The following is a 14,202-nucleotide window of genomic DNA, read 5'->3' as shown; positions in this document are numbered from 1 at the left end:
TCCCCGGCTTGGTGGGCCCGTGGTGTCACCGCGCGAGCGATATCAATGCGTTGCGCCATGGTGTCCCTCCTGTGTCTCGTTGGACTGTTTTTGTTGTTGTTCTTGCGACTGCACATCGGCGGTAGCCAGGGCCGCAATGGCCTCTACTACCTGTTCCATCTTCATGAATCTCGATCCCTTGACCAGCACGCTACCCACCGTGGGCAGGGCTTCGCGCACCGCCAACAGCAGTGCGCCCATATCGTTGAAATGCCGGGCACCGCCATAGGCAACATAGGCAGACGCGGCGTGTACCGATTGCTCGCCCAGTGCAAACAGCTGGGGTATGCCTGCGTTGCGCGCATGCGACCCGGCTTCGGCGTGGAACTGAGGGCCCTGATCGCCCACCTCACCCATGTCGCCCAGCACCAGCAGCTGGGGTGCAGGAAGCTCGGCCAGCACGTCGATGGCAGCGCGCATGGAGTCAGGGTTGGCGTTGTAGGTGTCGTCCACCACGGTGATCTGGCGGCCAGACACGTTCACGCTGAAGGCGCGGGAGCGGCCTTTGATCGGGGTGAAAGTGGTCAACCCCTGCGCAATAGCGGTCAACGGGGCACCCGCTGCCTGGGCGCAGGCGGCTGCGGCCAGCGCATTGGCCACGTTGTGGCGGCCTGCAATGTGCAAGCGGGCGTCGACACGGCCCTGTGGCGTCGCGATGGTCACGGCCCAGGCGCCCTGCTGCCACTGCGCGTGGGTGCAATCCACCTCGCCGCCTGGCCCAAAGGTAAGGCACGCGCGGCCAGCGGCCAGCGAGCGCCAGAGCGCGGTGTATTCGTCGGCAGCCGGAAAAACTGCGGTGCCATCCACGGGCAAGCTGGCAAACACCGACCCGTTTTCGCGCGCCACGGCCTCTACCGTGTGCATGAATTCCAGGTGTTCGCGCTGCGCGTTGTTGACCAGCGCCACAGTGGATTGCGTCATCGCTGCCAAAGTGGCGATTTCCCCCGGATGGTTCATGCCCATCTCGATCACCGCAGCCCCATGGGTGCTGCGCAGGCGCAGCAGCATCAACGGCACGCCGATGTCGTTGTTGAAATTGCCCTGCGTCGCGAAAGCGGCATCGCCTTTCCAGGCGCGCAGGATGGACGCGATCATCTGCGTCACGGTGGTCTTTCCATTGCTGCCGGTCACGCCAATCAGCGGAAGGCTAAATTGCGCACGCCACCCGGCAGCCAGCGCGCCCAACGCGGCAAGGCTGTTGGGCACCTCGATGCCCGGCAGTCCTGCCGCCTCCAGCCCGCCATGGGCCAATGCCGCGGCAGCTCCACCGGTGCGCGCGTCCGACAAGAAAGCATTGGCGTCAAAACGCTCGCCCTTGAGCGCCACAAAAAGGTCACCCGCCTGCAAGCTGCGGGTGTCGGTATGGACCCGGGCCAGGGGCGTGGCGGGGTCACCCACCAGGCGGGCGGCGGGCACATGCGGCTGCAGCCATGCGAGCGCCTGCTGCAAGGTCATCACCGTGGTCGGCGCTGCGGTGGTGGTGGTGGTCAGGCTCATGTGCTGACTCCTCGGGCTTGCAGCGCGCTTTGCGCGTGGGCCTTGTCGGAAAACGGCAGGCGCACACCGGCTGATTCCTGGGTGTCTTCGTGGCCTTTGCCCGCGATCAGCACCACGTCGGCGGGCGCGGCCTCGGCCACGGCCTGTGCAATGGCGGCGGCGCGGTCGGGTTCGGCGCGCACCACGCTGCTGGCAATGGTGCCTTGCAGAATCTGGTGCAGGATGGCGGCCGGGTCTTCGCTGCGTGGGTTGTCGCTGGTCACCAGCACCCGATCGGCCTGCTGCTGCGCCACGGCCCCCATCAACGGGCGTTTGCTGGCATCACGGTCACCACCACAGCCAAACACGCACCACAGCTGGCCTCCGCGCTCGGCCGCCAGAGGGCGCAGGGCCTGCAGCGCTTTCTCCAGCGCGTCAGGGGTGTGGGCGTAGTCCACTGCCACCAGGGGCAGCCCCGGGCTGTGGATCTGCTCCATGCGGCCCGGCACCGGCGAGAGCTGGGCACAGGCGTAAAGCGCGTGCTCCAGCGGCACACCCAGCGCGCGCAGCGCTGCCAACACGCCCAGCAGGTTGGAGACGTTGTACTGCCCGATCACGCGCGTCTGCAGCACATGGGTGTGCACGCCTTCTGCCACGGTAAAGCGCAGCCCGCCCTCACCCATGCCAATGTCGCGCGCGGCCAGGCGGGCCGGGCCGGTGATGGAAATGTTCCACAGGTCCAGCGGGCGGTCGGCCAGCGTGGCATGCAGCTCTGCGCCTCGCGGATCGTCCGTGTTGATCACGGCAGCCTGTAAACCGGGCCAGTCGAAGAGCGCGCTCTTGGCCTGCCAGTAGGCCGTCATGCTGGGGTGGTAGTCCAGGTGGTCCTGTGTGAAATTGGTGAACAAAGCGACGCGGATGCGCGTGCCCGCCATGCGGTGCTCGGCCAGACCGATGGACGAGGCCTCGATGGCGCAGGCGGAGCGCCCTTCATCTGCAAACTGCAGGAAGGCGCGCTGCAGACGCACCGGGTCGGGGGTGGTCATACCAGTGGGGGTCAGCGTGGGCGGCACACCCATGCCCAAAGTGCCCACCAGCGCACAGCCACCTTGCGAAATAAGCTCATTTTTTGATAGCGTATTGAGCGCTTCGGCCAGCCACCAGCTGGTGCTGGTCTTGCCATTGGTACCTGTCACGGCCACCACATCCAGGCGCTGCGTAGGTTGGTTGAACCAGTCGGCCGCAATGAGGCCCGTCGCGGCCTTCAAGCCGCGCAGGGCCGCCACGGGCATGCCGTGGAGCGCAAAGGCTTCGGCGCCTTCATGCTCAACCAGACAGGCCGCGGCGCCGCGCGCCAGGGCATCGCCAATGTGCGCGCGGCCATCGGTGGCCGCGCCTGGCCAGGCAATGAAGCCGTCACCGGGCCGGACTTGGCGGCTGTCGGTCTGCAGCGTGCCGGTCACCGTCTCGCGCAACCAGGCAGCGGCGTCGTGCACCGTCTCCAGCAAGGGCAGTGTGCTCGTCACAGCGACTCCTCCACCGCATCGGCCACGATCTGCGGCTTGACCGCCATGTCCGGCTGCACGCCCATCATGCGCAGCGTCTGCTGAACCACTTCACTGAACACGGGGGCGGCCACCGCACCGCCGTAGTACACGCCGTTGTTGGGCTCATCAATCATCACGGCCACGATGATGCGCGGCTTATCGATGGGCGCCATGCCGGTGAACCAGGCGCGGTACTTGCCCGACGCATACGTTTTGCCAATCTGTTTGCGCGCCGTGCCTGACTTGCCACCGACCGAGTAGCCCAGGGTTTGCGCTTTTTGACCGGTACCGCCCGGGCCTGCCGCCATCTGCAGCATCTTGCGCACCTGGTCGGCTGTGCGTTCTGAGAACACGGGCACGCCCACGGCGATGTCATCGCTCTTGAGCATGGTGGACGGAATCACGCGCCCACCATTGGCGAACACGGTGTACGAACGCGCCATCTGGAACAGGCTGGCTGAGAGGCCGTAGCCGTAGGACATCGTGGCCTGCTCCACCGGGCGCCAGGTCTTGTAGGCGCGCAGTCGACCCGTCACCACACCGGGGAAATGCAGCTGAGGTTTTTGCCCGAAGCCCGCCGCCGAGAAGGTCTCCCACATCTCGCGCGCAGGCATTTGCATGGCGATCTTGGTGGTGCCCACGTTGCTCGACTTCTGAATCACGCCTTCCACCGTCAGCACCCCGTGGTTCTTGGTATCGGTGATGGTGGAACCGGTAATGTTGATGCGGCCAGGGTTGGTGTCCACAACCGTGTCGGGCCGCACGCGACCGGACTCAAGTGCAAGGCCGATAGTGAACGGCTTCATCGTCGAGCCTGGTTCGAACACGTCGGTGAGCGCGCGGTTTCGCAGCTGCTCGCCCGTCAGGTTCTGGCGCTTATCGGGCACGTAACTGGGGTAGTTGGCCAACGCCAGCACTTCGCCCGTGTGCGCATCCAGCACCACCACGCTGCCCGCCTTGGCTTTGTGCAATGCCACCTGGTCACGCAGCTTCTGGTACGCAAAAAACTGCACCTTGCTGTCGATGGACAGTTGCATGTCCTTGCCGTCGACGGGTGGAACGGTTTCGCCCACACCCTCCACCACGCGGCCCAGGCGGTCTTTGATCACGCGGCGCGACCCGGCTTTGCCCGCCAGCTGGTCGTTGAAGGCCAGCTCCATGCCTTCCTGGCCGTGGTCTTCGACATTGGTGAAGCCCACGACATGGGCCGCTGCTTCGCCTTCGGGGTACTGGCGCTTGTATTCCTTGCGCTGATAGATGCCTTTGATGTCGAGCTTGGCAATCTGCTGGCCCACATCCCAATCGAGCTGGCGCTGGATCCAGACAAACGTCTTGTCCTCGTCGGCCAGCTTCTTTTGCAGGTCGGCCTGTGGCATGTCAAGCAGCTTGGCCAGTTGCTTGAGCTTGGCGCGAACTTCTGGCTTGTCCTGGTCTACATCTTCTGGAATGGCCCAGATGCTGGCCGCTGGCACGCTGGATGCCAGGATGAGCCCGTTGCGATCCAGAATTTTTCCGCGGTTGGCGGGCAGCTCCAGCGTGCGCGCAAAACGCACCTCACCCTGGCGCTGAAAGAAGGCATTGCCAAACACCTGCACATAGGCAGCCCGCGCGCCCAGGGCCATAAAACCCAGCGCAATCGCCGCCACAATGAATTTGCTGCGCCACACCGGCGTTTTGCTGGCAAGCAAAGGGCTGGAGGTATAGAGCACGCTGCGGCTCATGGCTGCACCCCTTCCGGACGGGCGGGGGTGCCGGTGGTAGCAGCCGCCGATGCCGCTGCCACACCTTGTGGGTCCGAAACGTACTGCGTGATGGCCGGCGTGGCTGTGCGCATGTTGAGCTGGGCACGCGCAATTTTTTCTACCCGCAGCGGCGTGGCCTGCGCACGTTTTTCCACCTGCAGGCGCTGGTGCTCTGTCTCCAGGCGTCGCGCCTCAGCCGTCGCCCGGTCCAGCTCGGTGAACAGGCGGCGCGATTCATACTGGGTGTGCACCAGATAGATCGCACTGGCCAGGACCGCCAGCAGCAGAACGAGGTTGAGACGAGTCATGCCGTCAAAGCGCCGTACGCTCAGCAACGCGCATGATGGCGCTGCGCGAGCGGGGGTTGGCCGCCACTTCGGCGGCGCTGGGCTTGATGCGGTCCAGGGCCACAAGCTTCATGGCCTGGGGCGCCGCAAAGGGCGCGCGGCGGTCGTAGACCTCCTTGGAGTGTTTGGCAATGAACTGTTTGACGATGCGGTCTTCGAGCGAGTGAAAACTGATGACCACCAGCCGCCCGCCCGGCTGCAGTACCGAGAGGCTGGCCTCTAGCGCCTGTTGCAGCTCTTCAAGCTCGGCGTTGATGAAAATCCGAAGAGCTTGAAATGTGCGCGTTGCAGGGTTCTGGCCCGCTTCGCGGGTTTTGACCGTGCCAGCCACGAGATCGGCCAGTTCTGCGGTGGTTGCAAGAGGACCCCGCTCTTCGCGCCTCGCAACAATCGCCTTTGCAATGGGGCCAGCAAACCGTTCTTCACCGTAGTCACGTATCACCTCCGCAATCTGACCGACTTCGGCCGTGGCCAACCAATCGGCCACGCTTTCACCGCGCGTGGTATCCATGCGCATGTCCAGCGGGCCGTCAAAACGAAAGCTGAAGCCCCGCTCGGGGCTGTCGATCTGGGGCGAGCTCACCCCCAGGTCCATCAGCACACCCGCAGCGCTGCCCGCAGGCAGGTCGGCCAGGTGGCGAAATCCTTCGTGCCGAATGGAAAAACGCGCATCGGTGATGCGCGTTGCTTCGGCGATGGCTTCCAGGTCCTTGTCAAAGGCCACAAGGCGACCCTCTGGCCCTAGCCTGAGCAGGATCAGGCGAGAGTGCCCGCCGCGCCCGAAGGTCGCGTCCACCCAGGTGCCAGCAGGCTCAGGGCCCGCGCCGCCCAGGAGGCCGTCTACCGCTTCATTCAGCAGAACGGTGGTGTGTTGCAAAGGAGTGGAGGTCACAGGCGCGCTCAAAAGGAGAAGTCCTTGAAGACATCCGGCATGTCGCCCTGCATGGCTTTGGCTTCCTGCGCGTCGTAGGTGGCCTTGTCCCAGAGTTCGAAATGGTTGCCCATGCCCAGCAGCATGGTGTCTTTGGAGATACCGGCTGCTTCACGCAGCTCGGGAGAAACCAGCACACGGCCGGTGGCATCCATGTCTACATCCATGGCGTTGCCGAGAAAGATGCGCTTCCACCACTGGGCAGACATGGGCAGTTGGGCAATGCGCTCACGAAACTTTTCCCACTCGGGGCGGGGAAAAACCATGAGGCAACCGTGCGGGTGTTTGGTGATGGTGAGCTGACCCGCCGCGGTGGCCGCCAGGACGTCACGATGCCGGGTCGGCACAGACAGCCGACCCTTCGCATCGAGACTCAGCGACGAGGCACCTTGAAACACGGACAGATTCCCAACTCGGTTGAATCCTCGTCGGCCCGTGCAACGGGCCTAGAGGGCACTTTTCACCACTTAATTGCACTTTTTTGCACTGTAGCAGGAAAAGCACGCCGAACAAGGGGGTGCACACCAAACTTTTGTAATGAAATCAACGACTTAGGCGCGACTCTGCAGCCGATCAAGAACTAAAAGTCGTTGAAAAATAAGCACTTACGGAAGCCTATGAAAGTGACCTCTCAAGGCTTGACCGAGTGGTCACAGGATGTAGCGCGACAGATCTTCGTCCTGGCTCAGGGCCTGCAGGCGGCCATCCACATAGGCAGCATCAATGGTGATGGTCTGGCCCGACAAGCGCGTGGCATCAAAACTCACCTCGTCCAGCAAGCGCTCCATCACCGTCGAAAGGCGGCGCGCGCCGATGTTTTCGGTGCGCTCGTTCACCTCAAACGCAATGTGCGCCAGCCGGGTGATGCCTTCGGGCACAAACTCCAGCGTCACGCCTTCGGTGGCCAGCAAGGCCTGGTATTGCTTGACCAGCGAGGCGTGGGTCTGCGTGAGGATGGCCTCAAAGTCCTTCACCGACAGCGACTCCAGCTCCACACGGATCGGGAAACGCCCCTGCAGTTCCGGAATCAGGTCGCTGGGCTTGGACAGGTGAAAAGCGCCGGACGCAATGAACAGGATGTGATCTGTCTTGATCAGCCCGTACTTGGTGGTCACCGTGGTGCCCTCCACCAACGGTAGCAGGTCGCGTTGCACACCTTGGCGCGAGATATCGGCGCCGCTGGACTCCTGGCGCGCGGCCACCTTGTCGATCTCGTCGATGAAGACGATCCCGTTCTGCTCGGCGTTCGCCACGGCGCGGGCCTTGATTTCTTCCTCGTTGACCAGCTTGCCGGCCTCTTCGTCGGTGAGCAGCTTCAACGCCTCGGCGATCTTGAGCTTGCGGGTGTGGCGCTTGTCCTGGCCCATCTGGCTGAACATGCCGCGCAGTTGCTCCGCCATTTCTTCCATGCCTTGCGGGCCCATGATTTCGAGTTGCGGACGCCCTTCGGCCAGGTCGATCTCGATCTCCTTGTCGTTCAACAGGCCTTCGCGCAGCTTCTTGCGGAACACCTGACGTGCGGTGTTGTCGGCCACGGGCTCGGTGCTCGCGGCGGCGCGGGCCGTTGGCACCAGCACATCCAGAATGCGCTCTTCGGCGGCGTCCTCGGCGCGGGTGCGCACCTTCTTCATTTCGGACTCGCGCGTCTGCTTGACGGCCATTTCGGCCAGGTCGCGGATGATCGAATCCACATCCTTGCCCACATAGCCCACCTCGGTGAACTTGGTGGCTTCGACCTTGATGAACGGCGCGTCGGCCAACTTGGCCAGGCGGCGCGCGATCTCGGTCTTGCCCACGCCGGTGGGGCCGATCATGAGGATGTTCTTGGGTGTGATCTCCTGGCGCAGGCTGCCTTCAACCTGCTGGCGGCGCCAGCGGTTGCGCAACGCAATGGCCACGGCGCGTTTGGCGCTGGCCTGGCCCACGATGTGGTGGTCCAGTTCGGAGACGATTTCCTGGGGGGTCATGGACGACATGGCGAAAATTCCAGTCAAATTGGGCTCTAGCGCTTATCCATCAAGCGCTAGCAGCTATCAAAAACGTATCAAAAGCGGTCTACCGACCGGCAAACTACAAGCCGACCTAAAGGGTCTCGATGGTGTGGTTCATGTTGGTGTAGATGCACAACTCGCCCGCAATCTCCAGCGACTTCTTGACGACGTCCTGTGCAGAGAGATCGGTGTGGTTGAGCAGCGCCTTGGCGGCCGAGTGTGCATAGGCGCCGCCCGATCCAATCGCCACAATGCCCTGCTCGGGCTCCAGCACGTCGCCGTTGCCAGTGATGATGAGCGAGGCTTCCAAGTCAGCCACTGCCAGCATGGCTTCGAGGCGGCGCAGCACGCGGTCGGTGCGCCAGTCTTTGGTGAGCTCAATGGCCGCCCGCACCAAGTGGCCCTGGTGTTTGTCGAGCTTGGCTTCAAAGCGCTCGAACAGGGTGAATGCATCGGCCGTGGCGCCCGCAAAACCCGCCAGCACCTTGCCATGGTGCAGCTTGCGCACCTTGCGGGCCGTGCCCTTGACGACGATGTTGCCCAGGGTGACCTGACCGTCACCGCCAATGGCCACTTGCACGCCCTGGGGCGTCTGGCGGCGTACGCTCAGGATGGTGGTGCCGTGAAACACCGGATGGTTGTCTTGTGATGAATCCATAGCTGCGGCAGATGAGGGTTGCCACTCATTTTGCAAGCGCAAGCTGCCACAACACCACGGGCACAACACGGGCCTGCAGTTGCAGCTTTGGCACTATCCCGCGTCAAAGCACAGCACAAGGGGCTAGTTCTTGCGCGGAACCACCCAGGCGTGTTCGTTGATGCCGATCACGTTGAAGAAAATCGCCACCAGCCGCTGCAGGTTCTGGAACTGGATGACGTGGCCATGGCCTTGTTGCTCGGCAGCCCAGTTGAGCACCGAACCAGCGGCTGCAAAGTCCACGCGAATGAGCTTGTCGCACGCAATGGTGAGCGGCACGCCGGGGCGCAGAAACGCCTGAAACGGCTCCAGCAGCGGGGTCGCGTCGCCATCGATGTGACCACTGAGCTGAGCCACAGGCCCGGCGTCCAGCGGGGCTGGCATCGACATCTCGCCCAAGTCTGACGGCCCAAAGTCGCTGTCGGCCGCCAGCGGAGCGGCGCCCGAGGTTCCGCCTTCGTTGTCCGAATATCCGCAACGCGGAGACACCCAGGATGGGGGCGAGACCTCGTAGGTCACGCAGTAGTCCAGCGCCACCATCTCAAACTCGTCCGCCTTGCCCATAAGGCGCAGTGCCGCCATGCGCAGCCTCCACCATTCGGGGCTGGTGGACCGATCACCAGACTGGGCCTTGGCGTCCAGCAGGGCGTTGAGCTTTTCGACCCCCGAGAAGACCAACTGCCCCTCGCGGTCCGCCCAAAGGGTGAACTGGTCGGCCATCAGTGGCACAGCAGCCTCGTCAATGCCGGTGAGGCGCGCCCAGGACAAGGTCCACGGGGAAGCCGAGCGGGCCAGCGATGCCTGCAGCGCAGCCACAGACGACACCGCCAATGTGGGCGGGGCGTTCCAGCTGAAATCCTTGCGCACCACACCCGCCGCAGCACCGGCGGCAGGCTCCACCGCGGCCGCCATGCCCAGTTGCTCCAGCATGGAGAACCACAGCGGTGCAGACCGGCTGTACTGGGCCGCAAAGTCAATGGCCAACGTGTCAAACCGGTCGTGTTGTCCAGTGGCGCGGTACAGGTCGAACAGCGTCATCCAGATTTCGAGCTGTTGCTCAGGCGCATCCTGCTGGTGCTGAGCCAAAACGTCCATCAGGCCGGACTCGGCACCTGCATGGTCACCATTGGCAAACCGGATGGCGGCTTCTTCTAGATCGGGTTCGTGCACGAATTCCTCCGGTTCGAATGCGGGCGCGGGTTTTGTCGCAGTCACCGCAGGGCTGAAGGATGCTTCATCCGGGCTGTTGGCGTTCATTTGCGCATCCGCGCCGCCAAACCGGCCAATGGCCATGCTGTCGTCTGCAAACAGGGGCTGGACAGCGGCTTTGTTCTCCAGCGGGGCAGGCAGGCTGCCGGGCGCTGTGGGCGCGTAAGCACGGGCGTGTGCCGATTCACTGCCTTCTTCGGTGCTCGACTCGGGCATCACGCCCGGCTGGGTGGGGGCGTCAGCGCCTTGTTTGCTCTTCCACCACTGCTGCGACATCTGCGCTTCGATCTCGTCGATCTTCTTGAGCGTGACGGCGCGCTCATCGGGCGAGGCCATGCTGCTCTGAAAGAACGAGGGCCGACCTGCAGCGTCTTCGACGCGCTGACCCTGCAGCACCTCGCGCTGGCGCAGCTTGCGCAGCTGATCGAACTCGCGGCGCCGCACAAAATCATTGCGGCGCTTGCGCTCGATCATTTCCTTGAGCATCTGCTTGCTGTACTGGCTCTCCCGGTCGTCCTGGATCGAATCCAGCTCGGTCCAGTTCACCGTCGGGTTCTTCACGAACCGAACCACCTTCGACAGCAGGCCTCCGGGGGTGGTTTCTTCCTTGCTCATGGCTCAGGGTGCAGGGGTGTGCTCAGTGCGAACGGGCCGGCTGGCCAGATCAATCACCAAACATCTTCTGCTTGAGTTCGCGGCGCTGCTGGGCTTCCAGCGACAGCGTCGCGGTGGGACGGGCAATCAGGCGGCCCACACCAATGGGCTCACCGGTTTCGTCGCAATAGCCGTAGTCACCCGAGTCGATGCGGCCGATGGATTGCTCAATCTTCTTGAGCAGCTTGCGTTCGCGGTCGCGGGTGCGCAGCTCCAGGGCGTGTTCTTCTTCGATGGTGGCGCGGTCGGCCGGATCGGGCACCACGACGGTGTCTTCACGCAGATGCTCGGTGGTTTCGCCTGCACTGTTGTGGATTTCTTGCTTGAGCTGAACGAGCTTGAGGCGAAAGAATGCCATCTGCTTTTCGTTCATGTACTCGCTGTCAGGCATGGCCGTGACTTCCGCATCGGTCAGCTCAGCGGCGGACTTGGTTTTCCAGTTGTTCGCCAGCTTGGGGTCTTTTTTTGCAGCCGTGAAAGTCGGATGCACTTGCGCAGTCGTGGGCATGGTGTGTTGATAACTGGCTTTGGCGGCGGTCGAAGCCACTGCCTGTGCCATGGATGGTACGGTCAATTGGGCCAATCGGGAAGAAGGCCGGGTTGTGCGCACGGGTACCTGTGAGCCTGCTTGCAGGACAGGGGCCGCAGCGGGTGCCGCCGCGGCTGGGGTTGCAGTCGCCTTGGGTGCCGCAGCAGCCTTGGCAGTGGCCTTCGCAGCAGCTTTGGGTGCCGCTGGGGCGGCGGCGCTTTTCGCCGCGGCAGGGGTGGCCTTGGTGGCTCCCTTGGGTTTGCTGGTGTCGGCTTTCACTTCCTGGTCTCCTCGCAATACGGGCGGGCCCTAGCTGCTTTCGCGGCCAAGGGCGGGTGGCAAGCCTTCCGGGGTTTTACCGGGGCGCGATTGTATCGACCTCTACTGACGCAAACGGAAACGTTGCAGATACAACACAAAGCCGCTGGACAACACATGCCGTCAGGCAATGACAGGAACCGTCAGACAAGGCTTTGTTCCAGCCCCTGCAGGAAGATGTCCTTGGGCAGGTCGATACCGATGAAAACCATCTTGCTGGTGCGGACCTCGCCCTCGGCCCACTGGGGGCCCAGATCGCTGCCCATGAGCTGGTGCACGCCCTGGAAGATCACCTTGCGCTCAGTGCCCTTCATATTCAGTACGCCCTTGTAGCGCAGCATGCGCGGGCCATAAATGTTGACAATTGCACCCAGAAAATCTTCGAGCTTGGCCGGATCGAACGGACGGTCCGAGCGGTAGACAAAGCTCTTCACATCATCGTCATGGTGGTGGTGATGCCCGTGGCCGCCATCGCCATGCTTGTGCGAGGGATGGTCGCAGTGCTCGCCCTCCGCGTGATCGTGGTGGTCATGGCCGTGGTCATGCGCTTCCTCTTCCTTGAGGAAATCCGGGTCGATATCCAGCTTGGCATTGAGGTTAAAGCCCCGCAGGTCCAGCACCTCCTTGAGCGGCACCTCGCCAAAATGCACTGCCTTCATCGGGGCGCGCGGGTTCATGTGTTTCAGGCGATGGATCAGCGCGTCGGTTTCCTCCTTGGAGACCAGATCCGTCTTGGACAGGAAAATCTGGTCTGCAAAACCCACCTGGCGGCGCGCCTCCTGGCGGTCGTTCAGTTGCTGCGGTGCATGTTTGGCGTCGACCAACGTGATGATGGAGTCGATCAGGTACGTCTCGGCGATCTCTTCGTCCATGAAGAAGGTCTGCGCCACCGGGCCCGGGTCGGCGACGCCGGTGGTTTCGATCACGATGCGCTCAAAGTCGAGCAAGCCCTTGCGTTTCTTGGCGGCCAGCAACTGCAGCGTTTCGCGCAGGTCTTCGCGGATGGTGCAGCAGATGCAGCCGTTGCTCATCTGCACGATCTGCTCCTTGGTCTCGGTCACCAGAATCTCGTTGTCGATGTTCTCTTCGCCGAATTCGTTTTCGATCACGGCGATCTTCTGGCCATGGGCCTCGCTCAGCAGGCGCTTGAGCAGCGTCGTTTTGCCAGAGCCCAAAAAGCCGGTAAGGATGGTGACGGGGATGAGGGACATGAAAACAGCCTTGTGGTTTGCAATGTGCGCCACCGCGGTGCCCTAGGAAACCTAGGGTGCCGGGGTCCGCAAAGGTAGGGAGTTTAGCGGCGCAGGGCTGTCATTGTTGCCGCACGGATACTACCAATTTAATAGCTATCAGCGCTTTATAGATAAGCGCTAGAGGCCTAAAACACCATTATTTCCGCATCACCACCAGCCCCTTGAGGTACTCGCCCTCCGGGAACTCCAGTGTCATGGGGTGGTCGGGCGCGCCGCCCAGGCGCTCCAGGATGTAGCCGTCCACGCCCGCATCCGCGCCCGCCGAGGCCACGATCTTGTGGAACAGGTCGGCGCTGATGCCGCCCGAACACGAGAAGGTGAACAGCACGCCGCCCGGGGTCAGCAGCTGCAGCGCCAGCCGGTTGATGTCCTTGTAGGCGCGGGCTGCCCGCTCGGCGTGTGCGGCGGTGGGGGCGAACTTGGGCGGGTCGAGCACGATGGCGTCGAAACGCTGGCCTTCTTTGAGGAATTGGCGCAGCGAGGCGTTCACATCGGCATCCATGAAGCTGGCGCGGTTCGGGTCAAACCCGTTGAGCGCCACGTGGGCACGGGCGCGCTCCAGGGCAGGGGCGGACGAGTCGATGGACGTCACATGGCCATCGGTCGCGGCGCCCGCCGCGCGCATGCCCGCCAGCGCCGCCACGCTGAAGCCACCGGTGTAGCAAAAGCAGTTGAGCACGTGCTTGAACCCCAGGCGTTGCGCGTAGTCGGCAAAACGCTTGCGGCTGTCGCGCTGGTCCAGGTAGAAGCCGGTCTTGTGGCCCTCGGCGATGTTGAGGGTCAGGCGCCACTGGTGTTCGTGGATGGACAGCTCCAGCGGCGGCGGTGCGTCGCCCGCGTGTGCTGGCGTGCCACCGCGCAGCCAGCCCGTGGCGGGCTCCAGGCCTTCCAGCGCGCGCACGCTGGCGTCCGAGCGTTCATACAGTTGGGTCAGGCCCGTTTCGCGCAGCAGGGCGTCGGCGATCACGTCCTTCCAGCGCTCGGTGCCCGCGCTGGTGAACTGCGCCACCAAGGTATCGCCATAGCGGTCCACGATGAGCCCGGGCAGGCCGTCAGATTCGCCGTGCACCAGGCGCACACCATCGCTTTGCACATCAAAACGGGCTCTGGCGATGATGGAACGTGCGCAAGCAGCTATGAAAAACGGAGCATCAATGCGCTGCGCCTCATCAAAGCTCCACACCCGCGCGCGGATGCGCGAGCTGGGGCTGTAGGCGGCCCAGGCTAGGAACTGGCCTTCGTGCGACTCCACACGCACGGTCTCGCCGCTGTCGCCGCCGCCTTTGGCGATGGCCGATTCAAAGATCCAGGGGTGGCGGCGCAAGAGCGAGCGCTCTTTGCCGGGGCGGAGGCGAAGGATTTTCATGGGCACGATTGTCGCGTGAACACCGCCCTGTGCTGATGCCAGTGCTCCCGTCGACTGACTTTGCCGGGCCACCGGGTGCGGCACCCTGGCGGGACGCGACTCA

The 14,202-nt window shown here is 63.5% G+C and carries 12 protein-coding genes; all 12 read right to left on the bottom strand.

The window, feature by feature from the left end:
* Positions 1 to 42: 42 nt before the first annotated feature.
* Entirely contained in the window at positions 43 to 1,536 is a 1,494-nt protein-coding gene (gene murF, locus ACK41V_RS08235; protein ID WP_409780440.1) for a UDP-N-acetylmuramoyl-tripeptide--D-alanyl-D-alanine ligase, read from the bottom strand.
* A complete protein-coding gene (locus ACK41V_RS08230; RefSeq protein ID WP_409780438.1) occupies positions 1,533 to 3,041 on the bottom strand; it encodes a UDP-N-acetylmuramoyl-L-alanyl-D-glutamate--2,6-diaminopimelate ligase in 1,509 nt (502 codons plus the stop codon). Before ACK41V_RS08230 ends, murF begins: the two co-directional genes overlap by 4 nt.
* Positions 3,038 to 4,783 (bottom strand): peptidoglycan D,D-transpeptidase FtsI family protein, encoded by a 1,746-nt coding sequence (locus ACK41V_RS08225; protein ID WP_409780435.1) that lies wholly within the window; start codon positions 4,781 to 4,783, stop codon positions 3,038 to 3,040. Before ACK41V_RS08225 ends, ACK41V_RS08230 begins: the two co-directional genes overlap by 4 nt.
* The gene (ftsL, locus tag ACK41V_RS08220) at positions 4,780 to 5,112 is read right to left on the bottom strand and encodes a cell division protein FtsL (RefSeq protein WP_409780433.1); all 333 of its coding nucleotides are present in this window, start codon (positions 5,110 to 5,112) and stop codon (positions 4,780 to 4,782) included. Before ftsL ends, ACK41V_RS08225 begins: the two co-directional genes overlap by 4 nt.
* 4 nt (positions 5,113 to 5,116) lie before the next feature.
* Positions 5,117 to 6,043, bottom strand: coding sequence for a 16S rRNA (cytosine(1402)-N(4))-methyltransferase RsmH (rsmH, locus tag ACK41V_RS08215; protein WP_409780430.1), 927 nt, complete (start codon positions 6,041 to 6,043; stop codon positions 5,117 to 5,119).
* Between the two features lie 8 nt (positions 6,044 to 6,051).
* The gene (gene mraZ, locus ACK41V_RS08210) at positions 6,052 to 6,480 is read right to left on the bottom strand and encodes a division/cell wall cluster transcriptional repressor MraZ (protein WP_409780427.1); all 429 of its coding nucleotides are present in this window, start codon (positions 6,478 to 6,480) and stop codon (positions 6,052 to 6,054) included.
* Positions 6,481 to 6,732: 252 nt separating this feature from the next.
* Positions 6,733 to 8,058 (bottom strand): ATP-dependent protease ATPase subunit HslU, encoded by a 1,326-nt coding sequence (hslU, locus tag ACK41V_RS08205; RefSeq protein ID WP_409780424.1) that lies wholly within the window; start codon positions 8,056 to 8,058, stop codon positions 6,733 to 6,735.
* Positions 8,059 to 8,164: 106 nt separating this feature from the next.
* Positions 8,165 to 8,731: an ATP-dependent protease subunit HslV gene (hslV, locus tag ACK41V_RS08200; RefSeq protein WP_409780422.1), complete on the bottom strand. Its 567-nt coding sequence runs from the start codon at positions 8,729 to 8,731 to the stop codon at positions 8,165 to 8,167.
* Positions 8,732 to 8,854: 123 nt separating this feature from the next.
* On the bottom strand, positions 8,855 to 10,594 hold the full coding sequence (locus ACK41V_RS08195) for an STAS domain-containing protein (protein WP_409780419.1): 1,740 nt from the start codon (positions 10,592 to 10,594) through the stop codon (positions 8,855 to 8,857).
* Between the two features lie 49 nt (positions 10,595 to 10,643).
* Positions 10,644 to 11,441: an RNA polymerase-binding protein DksA gene (dksA, locus tag ACK41V_RS08190; protein WP_409780416.1), complete on the bottom strand. Its 798-nt coding sequence runs from the start codon at positions 11,439 to 11,441 to the stop codon at positions 10,644 to 10,646.
* Positions 11,442 to 11,623: 182 nt separating this feature from the next.
* Positions 11,624 to 12,691: a CobW family GTP-binding protein gene (locus ACK41V_RS08185; RefSeq protein ID WP_409780413.1), complete on the bottom strand. Its 1,068-nt coding sequence runs from the start codon at positions 12,689 to 12,691 to the stop codon at positions 11,624 to 11,626.
* Between the two features lie 178 nt (positions 12,692 to 12,869).
* Entirely contained in the window at positions 12,870 to 14,099 is a 1,230-nt protein-coding gene (locus tag ACK41V_RS08180) for a class I SAM-dependent rRNA methyltransferase (protein ID WP_409780411.1), read from the bottom strand.
* Positions 14,100 to 14,202 lie beyond the last annotated feature (103 nt).

The sequence above is a fragment of the Acidovorax sp. genome, assembly GCF_046291265.1.
Taxonomy (GTDB): domain Bacteria; phylum Pseudomonadota; class Gammaproteobacteria; order Burkholderiales; family Burkholderiaceae_C; genus Acidovorax.
The sequence above is the reverse complement of the archived record's forward strand: the minus strand, read 5'-3'. Positions and strand labels throughout refer to the sequence as shown.

What these genes read in the sequence shown, in the direction of transcription:
- murF (WP_409780440.1), bottom strand. Translation starts at nt 1,536, where the DNA reads ATGAGCCTGACCACCACCACCACCGCAGCGCCGACCACGGTGATGACC.
- ACK41V_RS08225 (WP_409780435.1), bottom strand. Translation starts at nt 4,783, where the DNA reads ATGAGCCGCAGCGTGCTCTATACCTCCAGCCCTTTGCTTGCCAGCAAA.
- ftsL (WP_409780433.1), bottom strand. Translation starts at nt 5,112, where the DNA reads ATGACTCGTCTCAACCTCGTTCTGCTGCTGGCGGTCCTGGCCAGTGCG.
- hslU (WP_409780424.1), bottom strand. Translation starts at nt 8,058, where the DNA reads ATGTCGTCCATGACCCCCCAGGAAATCGTCTCCGAACTGGACCACCAC.
- hslV (WP_409780422.1), bottom strand. Translation starts at nt 8,731, where the DNA reads ATGGATTCATCACAAGACAACCATCCGGTGTTTCACGGCACCACCATC.
- ACK41V_RS08195 (WP_409780419.1), bottom strand. Translation starts at nt 10,594, where the DNA reads ATGAGCAAGGAAGAAACCACCCCCGGAGGCCTGCTGTCGAAGGTGGTT.
- ACK41V_RS08185 (WP_409780413.1), bottom strand. Translation starts at nt 12,691, where the DNA reads ATGTCCCTCATCCCCGTCACCATCCTTACCGGCTTTTTGGGCTCTGGC.
- ACK41V_RS08180 (WP_409780411.1), bottom strand. Translation starts at nt 14,099, where the DNA reads ATGAAAATCCTTCGCCTCCGCCCCGGCAAAGAGCGCTCGCTCTTGCGC.